Below are 19,454 nucleotides of genomic sequence, written 5' to 3' on the forward strand. Positions count from 1 at the left end.
AGGTGCTGGATGGAACTTTTTTGACCGGCAGGGTAAGCCGTTCGTATTGCCGGTTTGTCGCATTTGGAACAAAGGCCTGTTCCGAGCGTTTCGCGCCTCGGCGGGATCGGTGATGGTTAAGAGATCAGAGCAGCGCGAACGGGGCAATTCCGAAAGCGAGCGCCGTTTCCGGCGCGTGGCCGGCGGAGCTGTCGACTATGCCATCTGCATGCTCGCCGCCGACGGACGCGTCATCAACTGGAACAAGGGCGCCGAGCGCACGACCGGCCACAACGCCAGGGCGATCCTCGGCAGGCACTTCTCGGAATTCTACCTGCCGGAGGACCGCGCATCCGGCCTTCCCGCAAAAGCCCTGCGGATCGCCCGCAAGGAAAAGCACTTCCTCACCGAGGGCTGGCGGCTTCGCAAGGATGGCTCGAAATTCTATGCCTCCGTCGTCATCGATCCGATCTACGAGACGCGCAAGCTCGTCGGTTACGCCATGGTCATCCGTGACATGACCGAGCGGCGCCAGGCGCGCGCCGACCTCGAGGCCAGCGAGAACCAGTTCCGCCTGCTGGTGAGCAACGTCACCGACTACGCGCTCTACATGCTGACGCCGGCCGGCATCGTCGCCAACTGGAACGCCGGCGGTCAGCGCATCAACGGCTACGCGCCGGACGAAATCATCGGTCAGAGTTTTTCGCGGTTCTATACGCCGGCCGATCAGGCCGCCGGCAAGCCCGCCCGCGCGCTCAAGATCGCGGAAGAGACCGGGCATTACGAGGAGGAAGGCTGGCGAGTCCGCAAGGACGGCTCGTTCTTCTGGGCCAGCGTCGTGATCGATCCGATCCGCGACGCCGACGGCACGCTGGTCGGCTTCGCCAAGATCACGCGGGACATTTCCGAGCGCCGCGAGGCGCAACAGAAGCTCGAGCAGGTGCAGCGCCAGCTCGCGGAAACGCTGAAGATGGATGCGCTCGGCCAATTGACCGGAGGCGTCGCCCACGACTTCAACAACCTTCTGATGATCATCTCGGGCAATCTTCACAGGATCAAGCGCGAGGTGACGAGCGAGCGCGGTCGGGCCGCGCTCGGGGCGATCGAGACCGCTACCGAGCGCGCCGCATCGCTGACCAGCCAATTGCTGACCTTCGCGCGCCGGCAGAGCGTCAATCCGAAGACCATCAATGTCGCCGACCGGATCGCCTCGGTGCGCGAAGTCCTCAGCAGCGCGCTCGGCAGCCTGGTCAGGCTGAACATCGAGATCCAGCCCGAGGTCTGGCCGGTCTTCGTCGACCCGACCGATTTTGAAACCGCACTGATCAACCTCGTGGTCAATGCGCGCGACGCAACGGCGGACGGCGGCACGGTGACCGTCTCGGCCCGCAACGTGCCCGAGGCCGACCACGTGGTGGTCAGCGTCGCCGACACCGGCGAAGGCATTCCCGATGACGTGCTGAGCAAGGTGTTCGATCCGTTCTTCACCACCAAGCCGATCGGCAGGGGTACCGGCCTTGGGCTGTCCCAGGTCCATGGTTTCGCCCACCAGGCCGGCGGGAGGGTCGAGATCGCCAGCACGCTCGGCAAGGGCACCACCGTCAGCATCGTTTTGCCGCGCGGGACCGCGGCAGCGCATCCGGGAAACGCGGATCGGACCGCGCAGCGATCCGCTACCGTCCTCCTGATCGAGGACAATCCCGCCGTGGCCGACGCGAGCACCGGCCTGCTCGAACAGCTCGGCTACACCGTGAACTGGGCGTCGAATGCGGAACACGCGTTGCGGGCGATCGAGGCGAACGGGGTCGATGTGGTGTTCAGCGACATCGTGATGCCCGGCAAGATGGACGGGCTGACGCTCGCGCGCACGATCCGGGAGCGGAAGCCCGAGCTGCCGATCCTGCTGACGACGGGTTACAGCGACAGCGCGCGCGACGTGAAGTCCGACTTCCCGGTGCTGCGCAAGCCGTATCACATTCACGATCTCAGCCGCGAATTGTCCAAACTGACGGGGCACCATGCCGGCGCCGAGCCCAACAACCGATCTGCGGCGGCTTCCAGCGACGTTCGTTCGACCGACGCCGAAGCTCCGAAGGCGAAGGTCCGGAGCTAGGCCGTGTACCGGTAAGCACACTGGCATGATGGCGAACGCAATGTCCGCTATGCCCCTAGGGCGCCCTCGCACGGTTAAACCGCCGAAGTGGTAGACTGCGCCGACACTAGCTGGGCCCGTTCCCGGGTGGCCAAGAGTAGGCCCGGCCGACGCAAATCGACCGACCATCAGACCAAGGCCATAGCCGGTCACCTGCCTCCCACGGTCGATTGGGAAGCGGCCCGGCGAGCGGAACGGGGGTCGTCATCTCCGCCAGAACTGCGCTTGGTAGATCGTCCGCCAAGATCAGCCTGATCTCCTGGTTCCATGCCCCGAACGTTGCCGGAAGTCGTTATCTGTCGTGTGTGCGGGGCCCACCGTGTCGGCCATTCTGGCGCCGCGTGCGCCCATCGGCTTCTCGGAGCCTGTCGTGCTGTCGCGCGCGGTCTGGTGTTCCATTTCCGCGTCGAGTTCGGCCCCGAGCAGGATCACGATGGCGGAGATCCACAGCCACATCATGAAGCCGATGGCGGCACCGAGCGATCCGTAGGTCTCGTTGAATTTGCCGAAGTTGGCCGCATACCAGGAGAACAGCGCGGACGCTGCGAGCCAGAGAACCGCCGCCAGCGTACTTCCCCAGGTGATCCAGCGCCAGCGCGGCGCCTCGCGGCTCGCTCCGTAGCGGTAGATCAGCGCCAGCGCCAGCGCGACCGCGATGAACATCGCAGGCCACCGCGCGATGCGCAGCATCAGGTCGGCGAAGTTCGACAAACCGATGAAATTGAGGACGATCGGAATGACGACGACCGCTCCGAGCGCCACCAGCACGAACAGGATACCGGCCGCCGTGAAGGATAACGACACGGCATTCAGCGTCAGGAATCCTCGCTTTTCCCGCTCGCCGTAGACGATGTTCAGCGTATCGAACAGCGATTTCATCGCCGCGTTGGCGCTCCAGAGTGAAATCCCGAGCCCGACGATGAAGGTCGCCCCCAAGGTCCCGCCGCCTTTCGATGCGACCCGCGTGAGTTGGTCCCGGGCGATGTCTACCGCGCCGCCGGGTAGGATCCCGGAGAGCTGGTCCAGGTGCCTTGCGATGGCCGTCGGATCGGAGAACAGGCCGTAGATCGCGACGAGAGCAGCCAGCGCCGGAAAGATCGCAAGGATGCTGTAGTAGGTCATGCCAGCGGCCAGCGCGAGGATCCGGTGCTCGCCGATATTGTCGTAGACGCGCAGCAGGATGTCCTTCCACCCTTTCGCCGGAATCTCGGACGGCGATTCCGCCTCCCGCCCGCGATCTCCGCCTTCGACCGTTAGGCCGACCGGCGAAGCGTTACGATCGGCAGCCTGCTTGCCAGGAAAGAGTTTGTCCTCGTCGGAGCGCGCTACCCTAGGCGAGGCGAAGCGATCCCACAGGAATGCCACTGCAAGAAGCCCCAGCGCCGCCGCCAAGCTCCATCCGCCGCGCTCACCTCGGCGGGCACCCGATATCAGGGTCTTCGGCATCGAACTCCTCCGCGGAATTCAATCGCACCGCGGATCATGAGTTCCTGCGCCAGCTATGGAGTCATGCCCGGAGGCTATGCCGGTAGCGGAGGTCGTTGCCTCGGCCAAACCCATGGCGCTTTTGGCTGGTCGTCTGGGCGGCCTCAGGGTGACGGGGCTGGTTTGCTCCGCTTGCTCGGTGTCATCACCCGGCTTGACCGGGTGATCCAGTATTCCAGAGACGCCGGTGATAGAAGCGAGAGGCCGCGGCGTACTGGATCGCCCGGTCCATGTGCGCAATTGCGCACAGGCCGGGCGATGACAACGGTAGATGAGGACAAAGCTTCACATCCTCTCAGGCGCTCTTGGCGCTTGGCCACGTCACAACTTGGCCCGACATCACCAGACGGTCCCGTCCACTGTCCTTGGCTGCATAGAGCGCGCGGTCGGCCGCTGCGACGAGGGAGCTGCAGTCCTGCGCGCCCTGCGAGGGTAGGTTGGTCGCGCCGCCAAGGCTCACCGTGACGATCTTGGAGGGCAGGTTCAGCGCGTGCAGCATGCCGAACTCGCGTAGCGCCCCGCGCACATTCTCGCCGACGAGTTCGCAGCCAACCGCGTCGGTGTTCGGCAGCAAAAGGGCGAACTCCTCGCCGCCGTAGCGGGCGGCGAGATCGGCCGGCCGGCGGACTTGCGCGGAGAGGATCCGCGCCACCGCGCGCAAGCAGGCGTCGCCGGCCTGATGGCCATATTGATCGTTGAATTTCTTGAAGTGATCGACATCCACCAGCAGCAACGAGACCGGAGTGCCGTCGCGCCTGGCCCGCGCCCATTCGTCGGAAAGTCGCTCGTCGAAATGGCGGCGATTGGCGAGACCTGTCAGACCATCGGACGTGGCGAGCGCCGCAAGCTTGTCCTGCAGATCCTTATGCTCGGTCATGTCGCGCGAGATCGCGACCACGCCGTCGATCTCATGCGTCTCCGACGAGCGGGTGACTCGCAGCGCCGTCTCGAGCCACAACTCTTTTTTCTCGCGGTGATGCACCCGATAGATGATGCGTGCCTCCTCGGCTTCTCCCGCCTTCAACGCCGCGACGACCTGCTCGACGCGCGGCCGGTCCTCAGGGTTGACGCCGGCGACGGCAGAGGTTCCGAGCAGCCTCGCCGGGTCCCAGCCCAGGATGCGGGCGCATGACGGAGAGGCGTAGAGAATGCGCTCGTCCAGCCCGATCCGCATCACCACGTCGCTGCATTGTTCGGCGATCAGGCGGAAATCGCCCTCCTTGGCGACGAGAGCCGCGGCCATGCGCTGCCCCTTTGCCAGATAGCGCACCAGGAAGAAGCCGATCAGCGCGATCGACAACGTGAGCCCGGTGACGATGCCAACGCGCGTGAACGCCTGATGGCGCCATGGGACGAGAACATCGTTCTGTGCCTTGGTCGCCAAGACGACAATCGGATACCGACTGCTCTTCCGGTAGAAGCTTAGTCGCTCCTGCCCGTCCAGCGGAGACTTGAAGTAGTAGGTGCCAGCGTCCGGGCGCTGGCCCATGGTCTGGAACAACGGCGCGCCCGACATGTCGCGTCCGACGTATGCGCCGTTCTCGTCGCGGCTTCTCGCCAGCATGATGCCATCGGCATTCAGCAGCGAGACCGCGCCGTTCGGTCCGATGTCGAAGCGCCGGTAAAACTGGCTGAAGTAGGCGACATCAACGCTCGTCAGCACGACGCCGGCAAAAGTCCCGTCGGGGTGATTGAAGCGGCGGGAGGCCGTGATGATCCATTGTCCTCCAGACCGGCTCTTCACCGGTCTGCCAATCAAAGTGGCGCGGTCGGTCGAGGCGCGATGGATCTGGAAGTAGTCGCGATCGCTGTTGTTGAGGCGCGCGAAGCCGACGTCTTCGGTGGTCGCCAGCCAGCGGCCGGTCTCGTCGTAGACGAAGATGCCGCGGATGCGTTCCCTGTTGTACTTGCGGGACTGGAGAAACCTTTGGATCTTCTCGACGGCGGCTGGGCTCGTTCCGCCGACCTCCATCCGGTCGACCATTCCGGCCAAGATGGTGTCCGCGAGCTCAAAAGTGTCGTCGGCGTGCTGCGTCAGCGACTGGGCAAGATTGGCCATGTCGATTTCGGCGTTGCGAAGCTCGACTTGGCGGGCCTCCCACTCGCGCCATCCGCTCAGCGCCAGAATGGCGACGCACGCCAAGGCCACGAACCCTGCCGCCCACAATGGGAAGCGAGCTTTCTCGACCGCGGGGCGGCTGTTCGGCATCGGATATGGCTCCTTTCGAGCCAAGGTCCCACGCAGCCCTTAATGGCGGGTTTGCAGCGGCGCGCAGGTGCGATCGTCGGTAAGCATCGCGCCATTGTGCTGCCGCGGATTTTTCGGATTGCGGTGCCCCTCCGTTAACCACGCGAGACAGAGGCTTCGGTCGATGACGCCGTCTCCGGCTCGGTTCGCAACCCGGGCGGCGATTTGACAGTTGAGAGATGCATGCAGGAGCAACGCGCGACACAACAAGGCTGTGGCCGCGCCTTAATGAGTCCGCGTCCCAGGTCGGCCGAAAGGCGAACTGGAGCATGATCCGGAAATGTGTGAAGCGGTTATCCCCCGCGACAAAACGCGCGGCGCTTGCGTGGAGATCATGCTCAAACAAAGAGCCACAGCGCGATGATGATCCGACCTGATCTCATCGCGCTTTAGCGTTCCGCAGGCCAGGTCCGGCGCACCAGCAGGACGCGCTCGATGTGGTTGCACCGCTCGCAGCGGTACTGAAGGATGTCCCTGCCCTCGCTTCCCGGATAGCTGGTCTCAAGCCGCATGGTCCTGGCGCAGCTGACGCAGGAGATCAACGTCAGCAGCGGGCTGCGATCGTCATTCACTGATGCGCGCGGCGGTCGCACGGTCGGATCGGCGATCATGGCGTCGGACGATGCAATGGGACTCGACATCGCTAGAAAATGCCTATCCCGCGCGTCGAGTTCCCGACCTGAAACCCTTATTTGGGCCCGGTGCCAACCCGGCTGGGCTTACCCTTGTCCGGCTTCACTCCGGCGATCGCTTTTGCGTCCGCGTTGGCGGAGAGACGATCCCGATAAGTCCGGCTCAAACGCTCGCGAACGGTCGGCAGGCGGTCGTCACCGCCGGCGGCCCGCCAGCGCTTGATCAACTCGGCCACCTCGGCCCGCATCGCCATCAGCCGGTAGGACGCCTCGCTGCAATCGAGGTCGCGATTGACCTGCTCCCGGATCGCCGCCTCGACCAGAGTCATCTCCGCACGCAACACGCTGATCTTCCGACGAATTTCATTAATCTTGTTGTCCATGGCTTGTTGGAACAAAAATAGAACATATTGTCAAGTCACGAGCTTGCTAGTGAGGTGAAATATGAGCATGGCAGCGGTAAAATTTGGTGGGGTCGCCGAGCGCATCCAGGGGCAGATGACCCGTGCCCAGGCCGCCCGACTGCGGAGCCTTGCCGAGGAGGCCTACCAGCCGAACCAGTACGCGCGCGACCTGACATTCGAGGAGGCGGAGCGGCGCATCAATTCGCTGCGGGCCGAGATTGCATTGGCGGATTCGTTCTGAGGCACCGACCAGCCCCGGCCGGCGCCCCCTTAACACTTGATATAGCCGGCGCGGCTAATGCTGGTTCCTGCTATTGCAGTCGGGGCCCCGGGGGATTCTTCACGTGCAGGAACTGGAGAAGCGATCGCCGCTTGCGTTCCCGATCACGCTGAAGGACGGGCGGACGCTCGCGACGGTCGGTGACGCCGCCGATTACATGTCCGCGCTGAGCCTGGATCAGCGCGAGCGCAGCTATTGGCGGACCGCGATCATGATGTTCAACAACGCGATGCGCGAGCCGAGCTATCTGAAGATCGCCACCATCAATCTTCGATCGGCCCTTGTGTATGACCGCCTCGTCGACGATTCCGGCACCTGATTGTGGTGTCGCCGCTACAGCCGAATCGGCTGCGGTTGCGTAAAGGCCATCTCCGTCATGGCCGCAAACAAGGTAACGGCGGTACACATCACGGCGTGAGGCATTGCGCTTCAGCCATCTGGGGCCGCCTGGGAGGGCCAAGGCGGCCCGTTTCTTTTTTGGAACCTGCTCAGAGCATCCGGGCGCGGACGAACAGCGCGCGCAGTGCGTTGGTCGCCTGCACCGTCAGCATGGCATTGCCGGCTGCGAGCTCCAGCGCAGCGACGGCATCGTCGTGCAGCGAGCGGAACTCCATCCATTCGACGGCGCTGAGATTGGTGATGAAGCGGTGGGCCTGGCCGACGGTCGCAAGCGTTACCGTCTCGCCGTTCAGCCGCACCTTGAACGTCGCCTTCAGCGGTGTGTCGGAACTGGATACGTCAGCCATATGCATCACTCATGGCGCGGTTGTGTGCAACGCGCCGCGTTAATGTCAATCTAATTTCTTCACCCCCGCGCCGGCGCGTCGGCCCCATCGGTCGCGATGTCTGTTAGCGTTTGCTGGGGGTGATTCGTGCCTGATCTTGCCAACACAGCCTATCTGGATGCGCTCAATCCCGAGCAGCGCCGTGCAGTCGAGCACGGCGTCGGCGCGGATGGCATCATCGGGCCTCCGCTGCTGGTGATCGCGGGCGCCGGTTCCGGCAAGACCAACACGCTGGCGCATCGCGTCGCGCATCTGATCGTCGCCGGCGCCGACCCGCGCCGCATCCTGTTGATGACTTTTTCGCGGCGCGCGGCGAGCGAAATGGCCGGCCGCGTCGAGCGCATCGCGCGGCGGGTGCTCGGCGATCGCGCCTCCGTCATGACGGATGCGCTGAGCTGGGCCGGAACATTCCACGGCATCGGCGCACGGCTGCTGCGCGAATTCGCCGAGCGCATCGGGCTCGATCCCGCATTCACCATCCACGACCGCGAGGATTCCGCCGACCTAATGAACCTGGTCCGCCACGACCTCGGCCTGTCGCGGACAGAAAGCCGGTTTCCCACCAAGGGCACCTGCGTCGCGATCTATTCGCGCTGCGTCAATGCGGAGATGCCGATCGAGGCGGTGCTCGGCCAGTTCTTCCCGTGGTGCGCGGGTTGGGCCAATGAACTGAAGCGGCTGTTCGCGGCCTATGTCGAGACCAAGCAGCAGCAGAACGTGCTCGATTACGACGACCTGCTGCTCTACTGGGCACAGATGGTCACCGACCCTGCCCTCGCGGACGAGATCGGCAGCCGCTTCGACCACGTGATGGTCGACGAATATCAGGACACCAACCGCCTGCAGTCCTCGATCCTGCTCGCGCTCAAGCCCGCGGGACGCGGGCTCACGGTGGTCGGCGACGACGCACAGTCGATCTATTCGTTCCGCGCGGCGACGGTGCGCAACATCCTCGACTTCCCGAACCAGTTCCGCCCTGCGGCCGAGATCGTCACGCTCGACCGCAACTATCGCTCGACGCAGCCGATCCTGTCGGCGGCCAACGGCGTGATCTCGCTGGCCAAGGAGCGCTTCACCAAGAACCTGTGGACCGACCGGGCCTCGACCCGCAAGCCGCTGCTCGTCACAGTGCATAACGAGGCCGATCAGGCCCGCTATATCGTCGAGCAGGTGTTGGCGACGCGCGAGGAAGGCACGCTGCTGAAGCACCAGGCGGTGCTGTTCCGCACCTCCTCGCACTCGGGGCCGCTGGAGGTCGAGCTGACCCGCCGCAACATCCCGTTCGTGAAATTCGGCGGCCTCAAGTTCCTCGACGCCGCGCATGTCAAGGACATGCTGGCGTTGCTGCGCTTCGCCGCCAATCCGCGCGACCGGGTCGCCGGCTTCCGCATCCTGCATCTGTTACCCGGCGTCGGACCGGCCTCGGCGCAGCGCGTGCTCGACCACATGGCGGAGGCCGCCGACCCGATCGCAATGCTGGCATCGCTGCCCTCGCCGCCGCGCGCCGGTGCGGACTGGCGGCTGTTCGTCGAGGCGATCGAGAACCTGCGTTACTCGGAATGGCCCGTCGACATCGAGCGCGCGCGGCTGTGGTACGAGCCGCATCTCGACCGCATCCACGAGGATAGCGAGGTCCGCCGCGCGGATCTGATTCAGCTCGAGCAGATTGCGAGCGGCTATCCGTCGCGCGAACGCTTCCTGACCGAGCTGACCCTCGATCCGCCGGATGCCACCAGCGACCAGGCCGGCGTGCCGCTGCTCGACGAGGACTATTTGATCCTGTCGACAATCCATTCCGCCAAGGGCCAGGAGTGGAAATCGGTCTACGTGCTCAACGTCGTCGACGGCTGCATGCCGTCCGATCTCGGCGCCGGCACGTCGGCGGAACTCGAGGAGGAGCGCCGCCTGCTCTATGTCGCGATGACCCGCGCCAAGGACGATCTGCACCTGATGGTGCCGCAGCGCTTCTTCGTCCACGGCCAGGCCGCCAGGGGCGATCGCCACATGTACGCCTCGCGCACCCGCTTTATCCCGGAACGATTGCTGCCGATGTTCGAGCGGACGGCCTGGCCCCGCGCAGCCGCCGCGGAACCCGGGTCGGCCAAGCCGGCGCCGCCGATCGACCTCCGCGCCAAGATGCGCGGCATGTGGCGCTGATCCCCGATTGAAAAATTGCTAGCTGGGGCCGGAACGAACCTGCTGTCAGCAACGTTGAGGCGGCGTTCGTAATCGGCAAACGACCGTCCCGACGGCTTCGGCGCGTAGTCCTGAGGACACGCCGAGGCCGTCGTTTTTGCGCTGCGTCAATCAGGCAGAGAACAGCTTGGTCGGCTCGGCAAATCCCTTCAGTGCGTAGTCGGAACCGCTTGCCGTAATCATCGCGCCAGTGCGATCCCGCACGGCCGCCGTGACCAGGATTTCACCCGATTTCGCGGCGGCCTGGGCGCGCGCGGCGCGGTTGACCACGGTGCCGACGGCCGTCAGGTCGCGATGGGTCTGGCCGAACTCACCGAAATTGGTGTCGCCGCTATCGATCCCGATGCCGATTCCGATCTCGACATCGCCTGCGCCGATGTCCCGCGCCAGTTCGTCCCGCCTGCGGCGAAAGCTCTCCTGAATGGCGCGGGCGGCCAAGAGTGCCTGCGCCGCGTGATCCTGCTGCTTGACCGGGAAATTGAAGATCGCAAGCACGGCATCACCGATGGTCTTGTTGAGGAGGCCGTCATGGCGCCAGATCGCGGCCGCGCAATCGTCGTAGAACGCATCCAGCAGCAAGGTCAGCCCGCTCGGCGCGATGGTTTGCGTCAGCGTTGTGTAGCCGCGCAGATCGGCGAACATGATCGTGGCGTCGATAGTCACAGAGCGCGCCTTCATGACCTTCGAGAACGCCATCTCGCAGATCGTGCAGGTATTGGGATTCATTCGGCTCGGCCGGATGCCGAACAACCGGAACGGCGCCGACAGCGGTCCTCGCAGCGGGATCGGCACGTGCAGGTTCTGCCAGCACCCGAGGCAGACCGATGCAGGCTGTGTAGTCATCGCGGCACCTGCTGTTCCACTGGCGAATTCAGCTCAGTCTAACACCCGCGATATGCTGCCAGGCAGAATATTCGCCGATGGCTTGCCGTCAGGCCGCCGCCACAAAGCTCAGCCCGATCCGCGTTTTCTTGGTCCAGACCACCTGGCACTCGTAGACGACGGAGGGATCGTTCGCCATCACCAGCTGAAAGCGATCCGGGACGTAGGCCGGGTTGTCGACCTCGATCGCGGCCCCTTCCGGCGAGATATTGACGATCACGCAATGCATGACCGAACCGCCCGACGAGACATAGCCGGGTTCATTGATTTCGGTTCGCGGATGCTTGCGCTTCTCATCCATTCCGCTTGGCCCCGAATGTCGTGACACAGGCTTGGCCATCGGCAGTGAACGAGTCAACGGTCCCTTTGTTCAGCTTCGGGCTTTCGCACCGCGATTTGTGCGGAGCGGCAGGCCGAGTTGCTTATCGCATCGGCGCAGACGAGCCCCGCGCCGGGGCGGGGTTGTCGTTCGCAACCGCGCAAGGCTAGCCTTACGACATTGACGGTGCGCTGGCGCGACGCTCCGTCCAAAAAAATGAACAGGCGCCAAGGGGAGACGCGCCATGTTCGAGATCCTCGATCGCCGGACGACTCTGACCGGCAACCAGCTCAAAATCCTAGCGGCGGCCATCATCGGCGATGCGCTGGAATTCTTCGATTACTTCCTGATCGGCTTCGTGCTCGCATTCCTGATCGGGCCGTGGAAGCTCACTTTCGGCCAGTCGGCCATCGTGTTGATGAGTTCAGGCATCGGCGCCATCCTCGGGGCCTATCTCTGGGGCTGGCTCGCCGACCGGATCGGACGCCGCATCGTCTTCATCGGCACGGTGCTGAACTTCTCGATCGCCACCGGCCTGCTCTATTTCACACCCGACAATGGCTGGATCTATCTGACCATTCTGCGCTTCTTCGTCGGCACCGGCGTCGGCGGCCTGTATTGCGTCGACCTGCCGCTGGTGCAGGAGTTCATGCCCTCGCACAAGCGCGGCTGGGTCGGCGGGCTCGTCACCTGCGTGATCCCGCTCGGGGTCGGACTTGGCGCCGTGCTGGGCGCGGTGATGGGCACCGACCAGTGGCGGCTGCTGTTTGCGATCGGCGTGCTGCCGTCGGTTCTGGTGTTGCTGGTCCGGCTCTGGGTTCCGGAATCGCCGCGCTGGCTGTGCCGGCAGGGGCGCTATGAGGAAGCCCGCAAGTCGCTGGCCTGGGCGCTGCAGGTGCCACCGTCGGAACTGCCGTTGCCGAGCGCGGCCGATGCCGGCCCGATCGTCAAGACCAACTGGTTCGACCTGTTCAAATATCCGCGCAGCCTGATCGTCTCCTGGTTCGGCAATGCCGGGGCACAGACCGGTGTCTACGGAATCACGCTGTGGGCGCCCGCGCTGTTCGTGCTGCTGCTCAAGGTCTCGCCGCAGCAAGCCGCCAAGATGATGATCCTGCTCAGCGTCACCGGCTTCATCGGTCGCATCTCCTTCTCCTACTTCTCGGAATTGATGGGACGGCGCGTCGCGGGCGGCCTGCTCGGCTTCGGCGCCGGTGCGCTGACCATCATTGCCGGCTATCACTACGATGCGACGCTGTTCGGCATGTCGGCGTTCTGGCTGCTGCTGGCCGTCGCGTTCTTCTTCGCCGACGGCGGCTTTGCCATCGTCGGCCCCTATGCCGCGGAGATCTGGCCCTCGCATCTGCGCACCACCGGCATGGGCTCGGCCTACGGCTTCGGGGGGATCGGCAAGATCCTCGGCCCCGTCGGCCTCGCCCTGATCGTCGGCTCCAACAACTATCTCAAGCCGGACGTGCCGATGACGCAGATTCCGACCGCCTTCGTTTATCTCGGCTGCTGGTTCCTGATGGCGGGTGCCGTCTATTATTTCCTCGGCATCGAGACCCGCGGCAAGTCGATCGAGCAGATCGACCAGGAACTGAACGCGGCGGCCGACGTCGCGGCGACTGCGAAAATCCGGCAGGCTTGAAGGAGGCGGACATGAACGTGACATCCGCCGACCTTGCCGGCGATTCCGACGTGATCGCCCGCGCCGAGGCGGTCAGGGGCGCGGTTGCCGCCGCCTCCGACGGCATCGAGACGACGCGCCGCCTGCCGCCCGAGTTGCTCGACCAGCTGCATGAAGCGCGGCTGTTCCGCCTGCTGCTGCCGCGCTCAAGCAACGGGATCGAGACCGATCCCGTCACCTTCTTCCATGTCATCGAAACCATCGCCAAGGCCGATGCCTCGACCGCCTGGTGCCTCAGCCAGGCCGGCGGCTGCGCGATGTCGGCGGCCTATCTCGACCTGCCGGTTGCGCAGGAGATCTTTGCCGATCCGCGCGCGGTGCTGGCCTGGGGTCCCGGCCCGAAAGTCAAGGCGGTCGAATGCGAGGGCGGCTACCGCGTCACCGGCGTCTGGTCGTTCGCCTCCGGCGGCCGGCACGCCACCTGGCTCGGCGCACACTGCCCGATCTATGCGGCCGACGGCTCGCCGCGCCGCGACGCCACTGGCGAGCAGGCCGAGCGCACCATGCTGGTGCGCAGCGAGGACGTCGAGTGGACCGACATCTGGAACACGGTCGGGCTGCGCGGCACCGCCAGCGACCAGTTTTCCCTCAATGACTTCTTCGTCCGCGCCGACCACTCCATCACCCGCGAGTTCGACCGCGAGTGCCGCGAGCATGGCCCGCTGTACCGGATGAGCAACCACACCTGCTATCAGATCGGCTTTGCCGGGGTCGCCTGCGGCATCGCCCGCAGCGCGCTGGACAATTTCACCGACGTCGCCCGCAACAAGGTGCCGCGCGGCATGAAGAAGACGCTGCGTGACAATGCCGTGGTGCAGTCCGGCCTCGCCGTGGCCGAGGTCAATCTGCTTGCCGCCCGCGCCTTCCTGCTGCAATCGATGGCCGACATCTGGAAGGAACTGGTTGCCGGCAACACCATCACGGTGGCGCAGCGCATGACCATCCGGATGGCGGCAACCCACGCTATCCACAAGGCGCGCGAGGCGGTCGACTTCGCCTACAACACCGCCGGCGCCACCGCGATCTTCGACGGCCACCCGCTGGAGCGCCGCTTTCGCGACATCCACACCGTGACCCAGCAATTGCAGGGCCGGTTCAGCCATTTCGAGACCGTCGGCGCCTGGATGCTCGGCGCCGAGGCCGATCTGTCCTTCGTCTAAAGCTTCAAGGAGAAGAACCATGCCATTGGGCGGACTGCAGCATTACACCATCGAACCGCAGGATCTCGAGCGCACCAAGGCGTTTTATTGCGACGTGCTCGGGCTCGAGAACGGCGACCGGCCGCCGCTCGATTTCCCCGGCTACTGGCTCTATTCCGGCGGCCAGGCCACCGTCCATCTGATGGGCACCCGCAAGCCGCGCGAGGGCATCGTGGTGCGCGGCACCGAGAAGAAATATGAGGACACCGGCCGCCTCGACCACATCGCCTTCGCCGCCACCGATGTCGAGGCCGTCCGCAAGCGCCTGCGGGCCAGCAAGGTGACGTTCCGCGAGCAGATCGTGCCACGCACCGGCGATACGCAGATCTTCCTCTACGACCCCGACGGCATCGGCGTGGAGCTGAATTTTCCGAAGAGCTGAACGGGGGCCCGCTAAATCTGGTGTGCTCGGATGGATGCGAGGCCCCATCTCTACTTTGCATGGGGTTGTTTTGTCGGGTTTGGTCTCGCCCTGATCCCTGGACTCATCGGCCGGTTCGTCGCCGGTCGATGACACGATCGGGTTCCCGACAACACCGCTACTCGGCCATCACTCGGGCGCGATCTGGTCGGCTTTTCTTCAACATTGAATGACGATGTAGCCGGGCCGCGCCGCTGCGGCAGAATAGCCGGGTGCCGCGCCTTTCAACCTACTCCAGGGCCTGGTGGCCCGGCTATTCGTCCCCACGGCGGCGCGAGGTGGTCGTCAATCCAGCCCGCGCTCGTGACTGAGGCGGACCATTTCGGTGATGAAGACCTGCTTCTGCTTGTCGTCGAGGCTGGCGAACAGCGGCTCGGCGGCGTCGGCGACGTTGCGCTGATCGACCGCGCGGTCGTTGAGGAACTGGGCCTCGTTACGCATCTGCTCGACGATGTCGTCGGGCGGGTCGCGCTGGGCGCGGGCGATGCGCAGGTTGAGACGGTCGGCGCCGTTGTGGCCGAGGTAATGCATCGCGCTGTTGAAGCCGGCCCAATGCTTTTCCTGCTCGGGCGTCAGGTTCAGCTCCTTCTTGATCCGCTCGATATTGGCGTCGCTGTTGGCGACGATCTGCTCGGCAGTGAGCTGCGGCGCGCCATCCTGGGTCAGCACGGCGGGCGGCTTGGCAGCCTTGTCCTTACCCGCCTTGTCATTGCCGGCCTTGTCATTCGCTTTGGCCGACTTCGTGGCCTTGGCGCCCTGCTTGTCGCCGGACGCGGGCGCGTTCTTGCCGCTCGGGGCGTTGCCGTTGTTGCCGGTGAGGACCCCGGTCACGCCGGTCACCACCCCGACGACGCCGCCGATGGCCCCGCCAAGAACGCCGCCGACCGGACCGGCGGCCTTGTTGCCCTCCCGCGCGCCCTTTTCGACGCCCTGCACAATCTGCGCATCGACGAGACGAGGTGCGGCGAACAACGTCACGGCGGCGGCCCCGAGCGCGACGCACAGTGTCCAACGCAGCTTCGCTACCGGGATAGGCATTATCGGGTCTCCATGATCGAGGGTGGGTTTGCAAAAGGCGGGGTCGTCCACGAATCTGGATTTTATCGCCGTGAACTTCAGCGAGTCTATTGGGCGCGCTGGGCATCAAGATGACGAAACCTGGTCTCGCCTGGCCTTACGAAACCTGCGGCTCAAGAGCGCACCGTCTGCGCGGTGCGCATGTGGAGGCTCGCGTGCGGCGCAGCATGAGCCAGGGAAGCATCGCAAACGCCCGCAACCGAACTGCACTGCCTGCAATTTGACCACAACGTTAGTTCTACACACGCAAGCATCTGGTTTCTCGACAGACGCTGGCAATTCTGTTCTGATTGCTTCCAACAAAATCACGCGACGCCGCGCGAACGCGGTGCACAAAAACAAACAAGTCTTTGTCCGTCGGCTCACCAGGGAGGGTAATGCCATGTCACGGAAGAAGCTTTCACGCCGAGAATTCGTTGCTGCGACAGCGCTAACATCGGCTGCGCTGATAACTGCTCCTTACGTGCGTGGCGCGTACGCTGCTGGCAAACTCTCGATGGCCTTTTGGGATCACTGGGTGCCCGGCGCCAACAAGGCGTCCGAGGAGCTCGTCAAGGCATGGGCCGAAAAGGAGAAGGTCGAGGTCACGATCGACTACGTCCCGAGCCAGGGCAACAAGAACATCCTGACCATCGCCGCCGAAGCGCAGGCTAAATCCGGCCACGACATCTTCGCGATGCCGACCTGGTGGTGTCACTCCAATTCCGAACAGCTCGAGCGGGTCGACGACATCATGGGCCCGATCATCGCCGAGAATGGCGCGGCCAACGGCACGGTGCAGTATCTCGGTCAGCTCGACGGCAAGTGGCTCGGCGTTCCCGCCTCCGTCGGCAGCCAGATCAAGGGCCCCTGCTCGCGCATCGACCTGATGAAGAAGCATGCCAACATCGATGTGCAGGAGATGTATCCGGCCGGCAGCCCGCCGAAAGCGGACAACTGGACGTTCGACACCTTCCTCAAGGCGGCGGAAGCCTGTCACAAGGCCGGCGTCCCGTTCGGGATCGGCCTCGGCGAGACCAGCGACAGCGTCGATACCGCCGGCGCGATCTTCCAGTCGTTCGGCGCCCAGCTCGTCGATGCCAAGGGCAATCTCACCGTGAAGACCGACGCGGTGCGCCAGTCGCTCGAATTCTACAAGAAGCTGATCGCCTTCCTGCCGCCCGACGTCGCGGCATGGGACGACAGCTCCAACAACAAATGGCTGGTCTCCGGCAAGGGCGCGATGATCATGAACCCGCCGAGCGCCTGGGCGGTCGCCAAGCGCGACGCGCCGCAGGTCGCCGAACAATGCTGGACCCACGGCTTCCCCGCCGGGCCGAAGGGGCGCTTCGCGCCGTATCTGCCGTACTTCTGGAGCATCTGGAACTTCTCCAAGAACAAGGAAGCGGCGAAGAGCCTGCTGGTGCATCTGTCGAAGCCCGCCTCGATCGAGAAGATGTGCGTGGCGAGCGGCGGCTATGACCTGCCGGCCTACGAGAAGCTCACGACGCTGAAGGTCTGGCAGGAGGAAGCGCCGCCGAAGGGCACGCTCTATCACTACCCGAACCCCTATAAGCACCAGACCCTGTCGATCGCGGCCTCGCCGGCGCCGCCGAAGGTGGCGCAGCAGATCTACTTCCAGGCCACGCTGACCAAGATGTGCCTCAGGTACTATCAGGGCGAGGCTATGGAGAAGACCCTCGCCTGGGCCGAGGGCGAGTGCGAAGGCTTCATGCGGAGCTGACGGACGCAGCCTCGCGGGCGGTTGCCGACATGGCGGCCGCACGCGCTGCGCCGCCCCAAAATGTACGCCGACCGGGCCGCAGGCCCGTTCAACCAACCCACGCGAGGAACCTGCGTCATGGTTGATGTGACATTCCAGCCCAACCGTGTCGCGGGCAGCCAGGCGGCGCGCAAGCGCGGCGGCATGCGCAACGCGCTGCGGCGCAAATCGACGGTCGCGTTCGTGATGACGTTGCCGCTGATCCTTTTGATCCTGATCCTCGTGGTCTATCCCGCCTTCTATTCCCTGCATCTGGCGACGCTGAACAAGTCGATGGCGAAGTTCGTCGGCTTCGGCAATTTCGAGTTCCTGTTCAGGCGCGACACCTTCTGGCTGGTGGTCAAGCAGTCCTGCATCTTCGCGATCTCGGCCGTGATCTTCAAAGCGCTGATCGGCTTCATCGTCGCGCATTTCGTCCACAACGTGCCCGCCAAGAAGCAGCGCAAATGGCGCGGCATGCTGCTGGTGCCGTGGGTGATCCCGCCGGCAATGTCGACGCTGGCCTGGCTGTGGCTGTTCGACCCGTCCTACAGCGCCTTCAACTATACCCTGTCGTTCCTCGGCATCGGGCCGATCCCGTGGACCGGCGATGCGGCGTGGGCGCGCTTCTCCGTCATCCTGGTCAACGTCTGGTATGGCGCGCCGTTCTTCATGATCATGTATCTCGCGGCGCTCAAATCGGTCCCCGAGCAACTCTATGAAGCGGCCGCGATCGACGGCGCCAATTGGTGGCAGCGCATCTGGTACGTGACCTTGCCGATGATGCGCAACATCATCGCGATCACGACGCTGTTCTCGCTGATCGTCACCTTCGCCAATTTCGACATCGTGCGCATTCTCACCGCCGGCGGGCCGCTCGATCACACCCATATCTTCGCGACCTGGGCGTTCCGCGTCGGCATCGAGGGCAGCGACGTGCCGCTCGGCGCCAGCGTGTCGCTGTTCATGGTGCCGATCCTCGCCATCGCCGCGGTGTTCATCCTGCGCGACATCTCCAAACGCGGGAATGAAGCCTGATGAGCACGGTGACGATCGACAAGTCCGGACCGACCCGCAAGGTGAAGTACGGCAGCATGAGCCGCGACCGCGCCTGGGCGCTGCGCTGGTCGTATTTCTTCCTGGTGCTGTTTGCGATCTTCTCGCTGACGCCGCCGTTCTACATGCTGATCACGTCGCTGAAGAGCAGCGCCGAGATTTCGGCGGCGACCAATCCGTGGTGGGTCTATCACCCGACGCTGGAGAACTACCTCGGGCTTTTGACCTCGAACCAGTTCCTGCGCTTCTTCTGGAATTCGGCTTGGGTCTCGATCATCGTCGTCACCATCACGATGCTGATCAGCGTGCCGGCGGCGTTCGCGCTGGCGCGGATGAAATTCTGGGGCTCGGCGACGCTCGCCACCGGCGTGTTCCTCACCTACCTGATTCCGGACACCCTGCTGTTCATTCCGCTGTTCAAGATGTTCGCGGTGTTCGGCGACTGGACCGGCATCCAGCTAATCAACCGCTGGTACGTGCTGCTGCTCGTCTATCCGACGCTGACGGTGCCGTTCTGCACCTGGATCATGATCGGCTATTTCGCCTCGATCCCGAAGGAGCTCGACGAGGCCGCGATCATCGACGGCGCGAGCTGGTTCCAGACCCTGACCCGGATCTTCATCCCGGTCGCGCTGCCCGGCCTGATCGCGGCGACGATCTTCGCCTTCACGGTCTCCTGGGCCCAGTTCCTCTATCCGCTGGTGTTCACCACCTCGACCGACCAGCTGGTGCTGCCGGTCGGCATCATCACCACCCTGATCAAGGGCGACGTCTTCAACTGGGGACAGATCATGACCGGCGCCCTGCTCGGCGCCGCGCCGCCGCTGATCATCTACGCCTTCCTGATGGACTACTACATTGCCGGCCTGACCGCCGGTGCGACAAAGGGTTGAACGCGAGGTAGGGAT

The 19,454-nt window shown here is 64.5% G+C and carries 18 protein-coding genes; 10 read left to right on the top strand and 8 right to left on the bottom strand.

What is annotated here, in order from left to right; genetic code table 11:
* Positions 1 to 112 precede the first annotated feature (112 nt).
* Positions 113 to 2,092: a PAS domain-containing sensor histidine kinase gene (locus XH93_RS21905; protein ID WP_194469113.1), complete on the top strand. Its 1,980-nt coding sequence runs from the start codon at positions 113 to 115 to the stop codon at positions 2,090 to 2,092.
* Between the two features lie 285 nt (positions 2,093 to 2,377).
* Here XH93_RS21905 and XH93_RS21910 read toward each other — a convergent pair whose 3' ends face one another.
* From XH93_RS21910 to XH93_RS21925, 4 genes are all read right to left on the bottom strand, one after another.
* Complete coding sequence (locus tag XH93_RS21910) at positions 2,378 to 3,577, bottom strand: YihY/virulence factor BrkB family protein (protein WP_194469114.1); 1,200 nt, start codon at positions 3,575 to 3,577, stop codon at positions 2,378 to 2,380.
* 334 nt (positions 3,578 to 3,911) lie between these two features.
* A complete protein-coding gene (locus XH93_RS21915; RefSeq protein WP_194469115.1) occupies positions 3,912 to 5,825 on the bottom strand; it encodes a diguanylate cyclase in 1,914 nt (637 codons plus the stop codon).
* 428 nt (positions 5,826 to 6,253) lie between these two features.
* A complete protein-coding gene (locus XH93_RS21920; protein WP_229175891.1) occupies positions 6,254 to 6,505 on the bottom strand; it encodes a hypothetical protein in 252 nt (83 codons plus the stop codon).
* Between the two features lie 47 nt (positions 6,506 to 6,552).
* On the bottom strand, positions 6,553 to 6,879 hold the full coding sequence (locus XH93_RS21925) for a hypothetical protein (protein WP_194469116.1): 327 nt from the start codon (positions 6,877 to 6,879) through the stop codon (positions 6,553 to 6,555).
* Positions 6,880 to 6,940: 61 nt separating this feature from the next.
* Here XH93_RS21925 and XH93_RS21930 point away from each other — a divergent pair, with 61 nt between their 5' ends.
* Together XH93_RS21930 and XH93_RS21935 are read left to right on the top strand one after the other, a co-directional pair.
* Complete coding sequence (locus tag XH93_RS21930) at positions 6,941 to 7,141, top strand: DUF3072 domain-containing protein (RefSeq protein WP_229175892.1); 201 nt, start codon at positions 6,941 to 6,943, stop codon at positions 7,139 to 7,141.
* Between the two features lie 103 nt (positions 7,142 to 7,244).
* Complete coding sequence (locus XH93_RS21935) at positions 7,245 to 7,499, top strand: hypothetical protein (RefSeq protein ID WP_139483588.1); 255 nt, start codon at positions 7,245 to 7,247, stop codon at positions 7,497 to 7,499.
* A 169-nt stretch (positions 7,500 to 7,668) separates the two neighbouring features.
* Here the strand turns inward: XH93_RS21935 and XH93_RS21940 are convergent, their stop codons facing one another.
* On the bottom strand, positions 7,669 to 7,926 hold the full coding sequence (locus XH93_RS21940) for a hypothetical protein (protein ID WP_139483586.1): 258 nt from the start codon (positions 7,924 to 7,926) through the stop codon (positions 7,669 to 7,671).
* A gap of 126 nt (positions 7,927 to 8,052) precedes the next feature.
* On the opposite strand from XH93_RS21940, the gene XH93_RS21945 reads away from it, so the two are divergent.
* Positions 8,053 to 10,122: an ATP-dependent helicase gene (locus XH93_RS21945; RefSeq protein ID WP_194469117.1), complete on the top strand. Its 2,070-nt coding sequence runs from the start codon at positions 8,053 to 8,055 to the stop codon at positions 10,120 to 10,122.
* A gap of 150 nt (positions 10,123 to 10,272) precedes the next feature.
* Here the strand turns inward: XH93_RS21945 and XH93_RS21950 are convergent, their stop codons facing one another.
* Positions 10,273 to 11,004: an adenylate/guanylate cyclase domain-containing protein gene (locus XH93_RS21950; RefSeq protein WP_139483583.1), complete on the bottom strand. Its 732-nt coding sequence runs from the start codon at positions 11,002 to 11,004 to the stop codon at positions 10,273 to 10,275.
* Positions 11,005 to 11,092: 88 nt separating this feature from the next.
* A complete protein-coding gene (locus tag XH93_RS21955) occupies positions 11,093 to 11,344 on the bottom strand; it encodes a PilZ domain-containing protein (protein ID WP_139483582.1) in 252 nt (83 codons plus the stop codon).
* 262 nt (positions 11,345 to 11,606) lie between these two features.
* Here XH93_RS21955 and XH93_RS21960 point away from each other — a divergent pair, with 262 nt between their 5' ends.
* From XH93_RS21960 to XH93_RS21970, 3 genes are read left to right on the top strand one after another with little or no spacing between them, the layout of a single operon-like run.
* A complete protein-coding gene (locus tag XH93_RS21960; RefSeq protein ID WP_194469118.1) occupies positions 11,607 to 13,013 on the top strand; it encodes an MFS transporter in 1,407 nt (468 codons plus the stop codon).
* 11 nt (positions 13,014 to 13,024) lie between these two features.
* Entirely contained in the window at positions 13,025 to 14,212 is a 1,188-nt protein-coding gene (locus tag XH93_RS21965) for an acyl-CoA dehydrogenase family protein (RefSeq protein WP_194469119.1), read from the top strand.
* A gap of 19 nt (positions 14,213 to 14,231) precedes the next feature.
* Positions 14,232 to 14,633 (top strand): VOC family protein, encoded by a 402-nt coding sequence (locus XH93_RS21970; protein ID WP_194469120.1) that lies wholly within the window; start codon positions 14,232 to 14,234, stop codon positions 14,631 to 14,633.
* Between the two features lie 324 nt (positions 14,634 to 14,957).
* On the opposite strand, the gene XH93_RS21975 is transcribed toward XH93_RS21970, so the two are convergent.
* Positions 14,958 to 15,710 carry a Spy/CpxP family protein refolding chaperone gene (locus XH93_RS21975; protein WP_139483575.1) on the bottom strand — a complete coding sequence of 251 codons (753 nt, stop codon included), beginning with the start codon at positions 15,708 to 15,710 and terminating at the stop codon, positions 14,958 to 14,960.
* A 421-nt stretch (positions 15,711 to 16,131) separates the two neighbouring features.
* Here XH93_RS21975 and XH93_RS21980 point away from each other — a divergent pair, with 421 nt between their 5' ends.
* The 3 genes from XH93_RS21980 to XH93_RS21990 all read left to right on the top strand — a co-directional run bounded on the left by XH93_RS21980 (position 16,132) and on the right by XH93_RS21990 (position 19,439).
* The gene (locus XH93_RS21980) at positions 16,132 to 17,472 is read left to right on the top strand and encodes an ABC transporter substrate-binding protein (RefSeq protein ID WP_194469121.1); all 1,341 of its coding nucleotides are present in this window, start codon (positions 16,132 to 16,134) and stop codon (positions 17,470 to 17,472) included.
* Positions 17,473 to 17,589: 117 nt separating this feature from the next.
* Positions 17,590 to 18,528 (top strand): carbohydrate ABC transporter permease, encoded by a 939-nt coding sequence (locus XH93_RS21985; protein ID WP_194469122.1) that lies wholly within the window; start codon positions 17,590 to 17,592, stop codon positions 18,526 to 18,528.
* Positions 18,528 to 19,439: a carbohydrate ABC transporter permease gene (locus XH93_RS21990; protein ID WP_194469123.1), complete on the top strand. Its 912-nt coding sequence runs from the start codon at positions 18,528 to 18,530 to the stop codon at positions 19,437 to 19,439. The genes XH93_RS21985 and XH93_RS21990 overlap by 1 nt, the downstream gene beginning before the upstream one ends.
* Positions 19,440 to 19,454: the final 15 nt, after the last annotated feature.

The organism is Bradyrhizobium sp. CCBAU 51753, assembly GCF_015291565.1.
GTDB classification, from domain to species: domain Bacteria; phylum Pseudomonadota; class Alphaproteobacteria; order Rhizobiales; family Xanthobacteraceae; genus Bradyrhizobium; species Bradyrhizobium ivorense.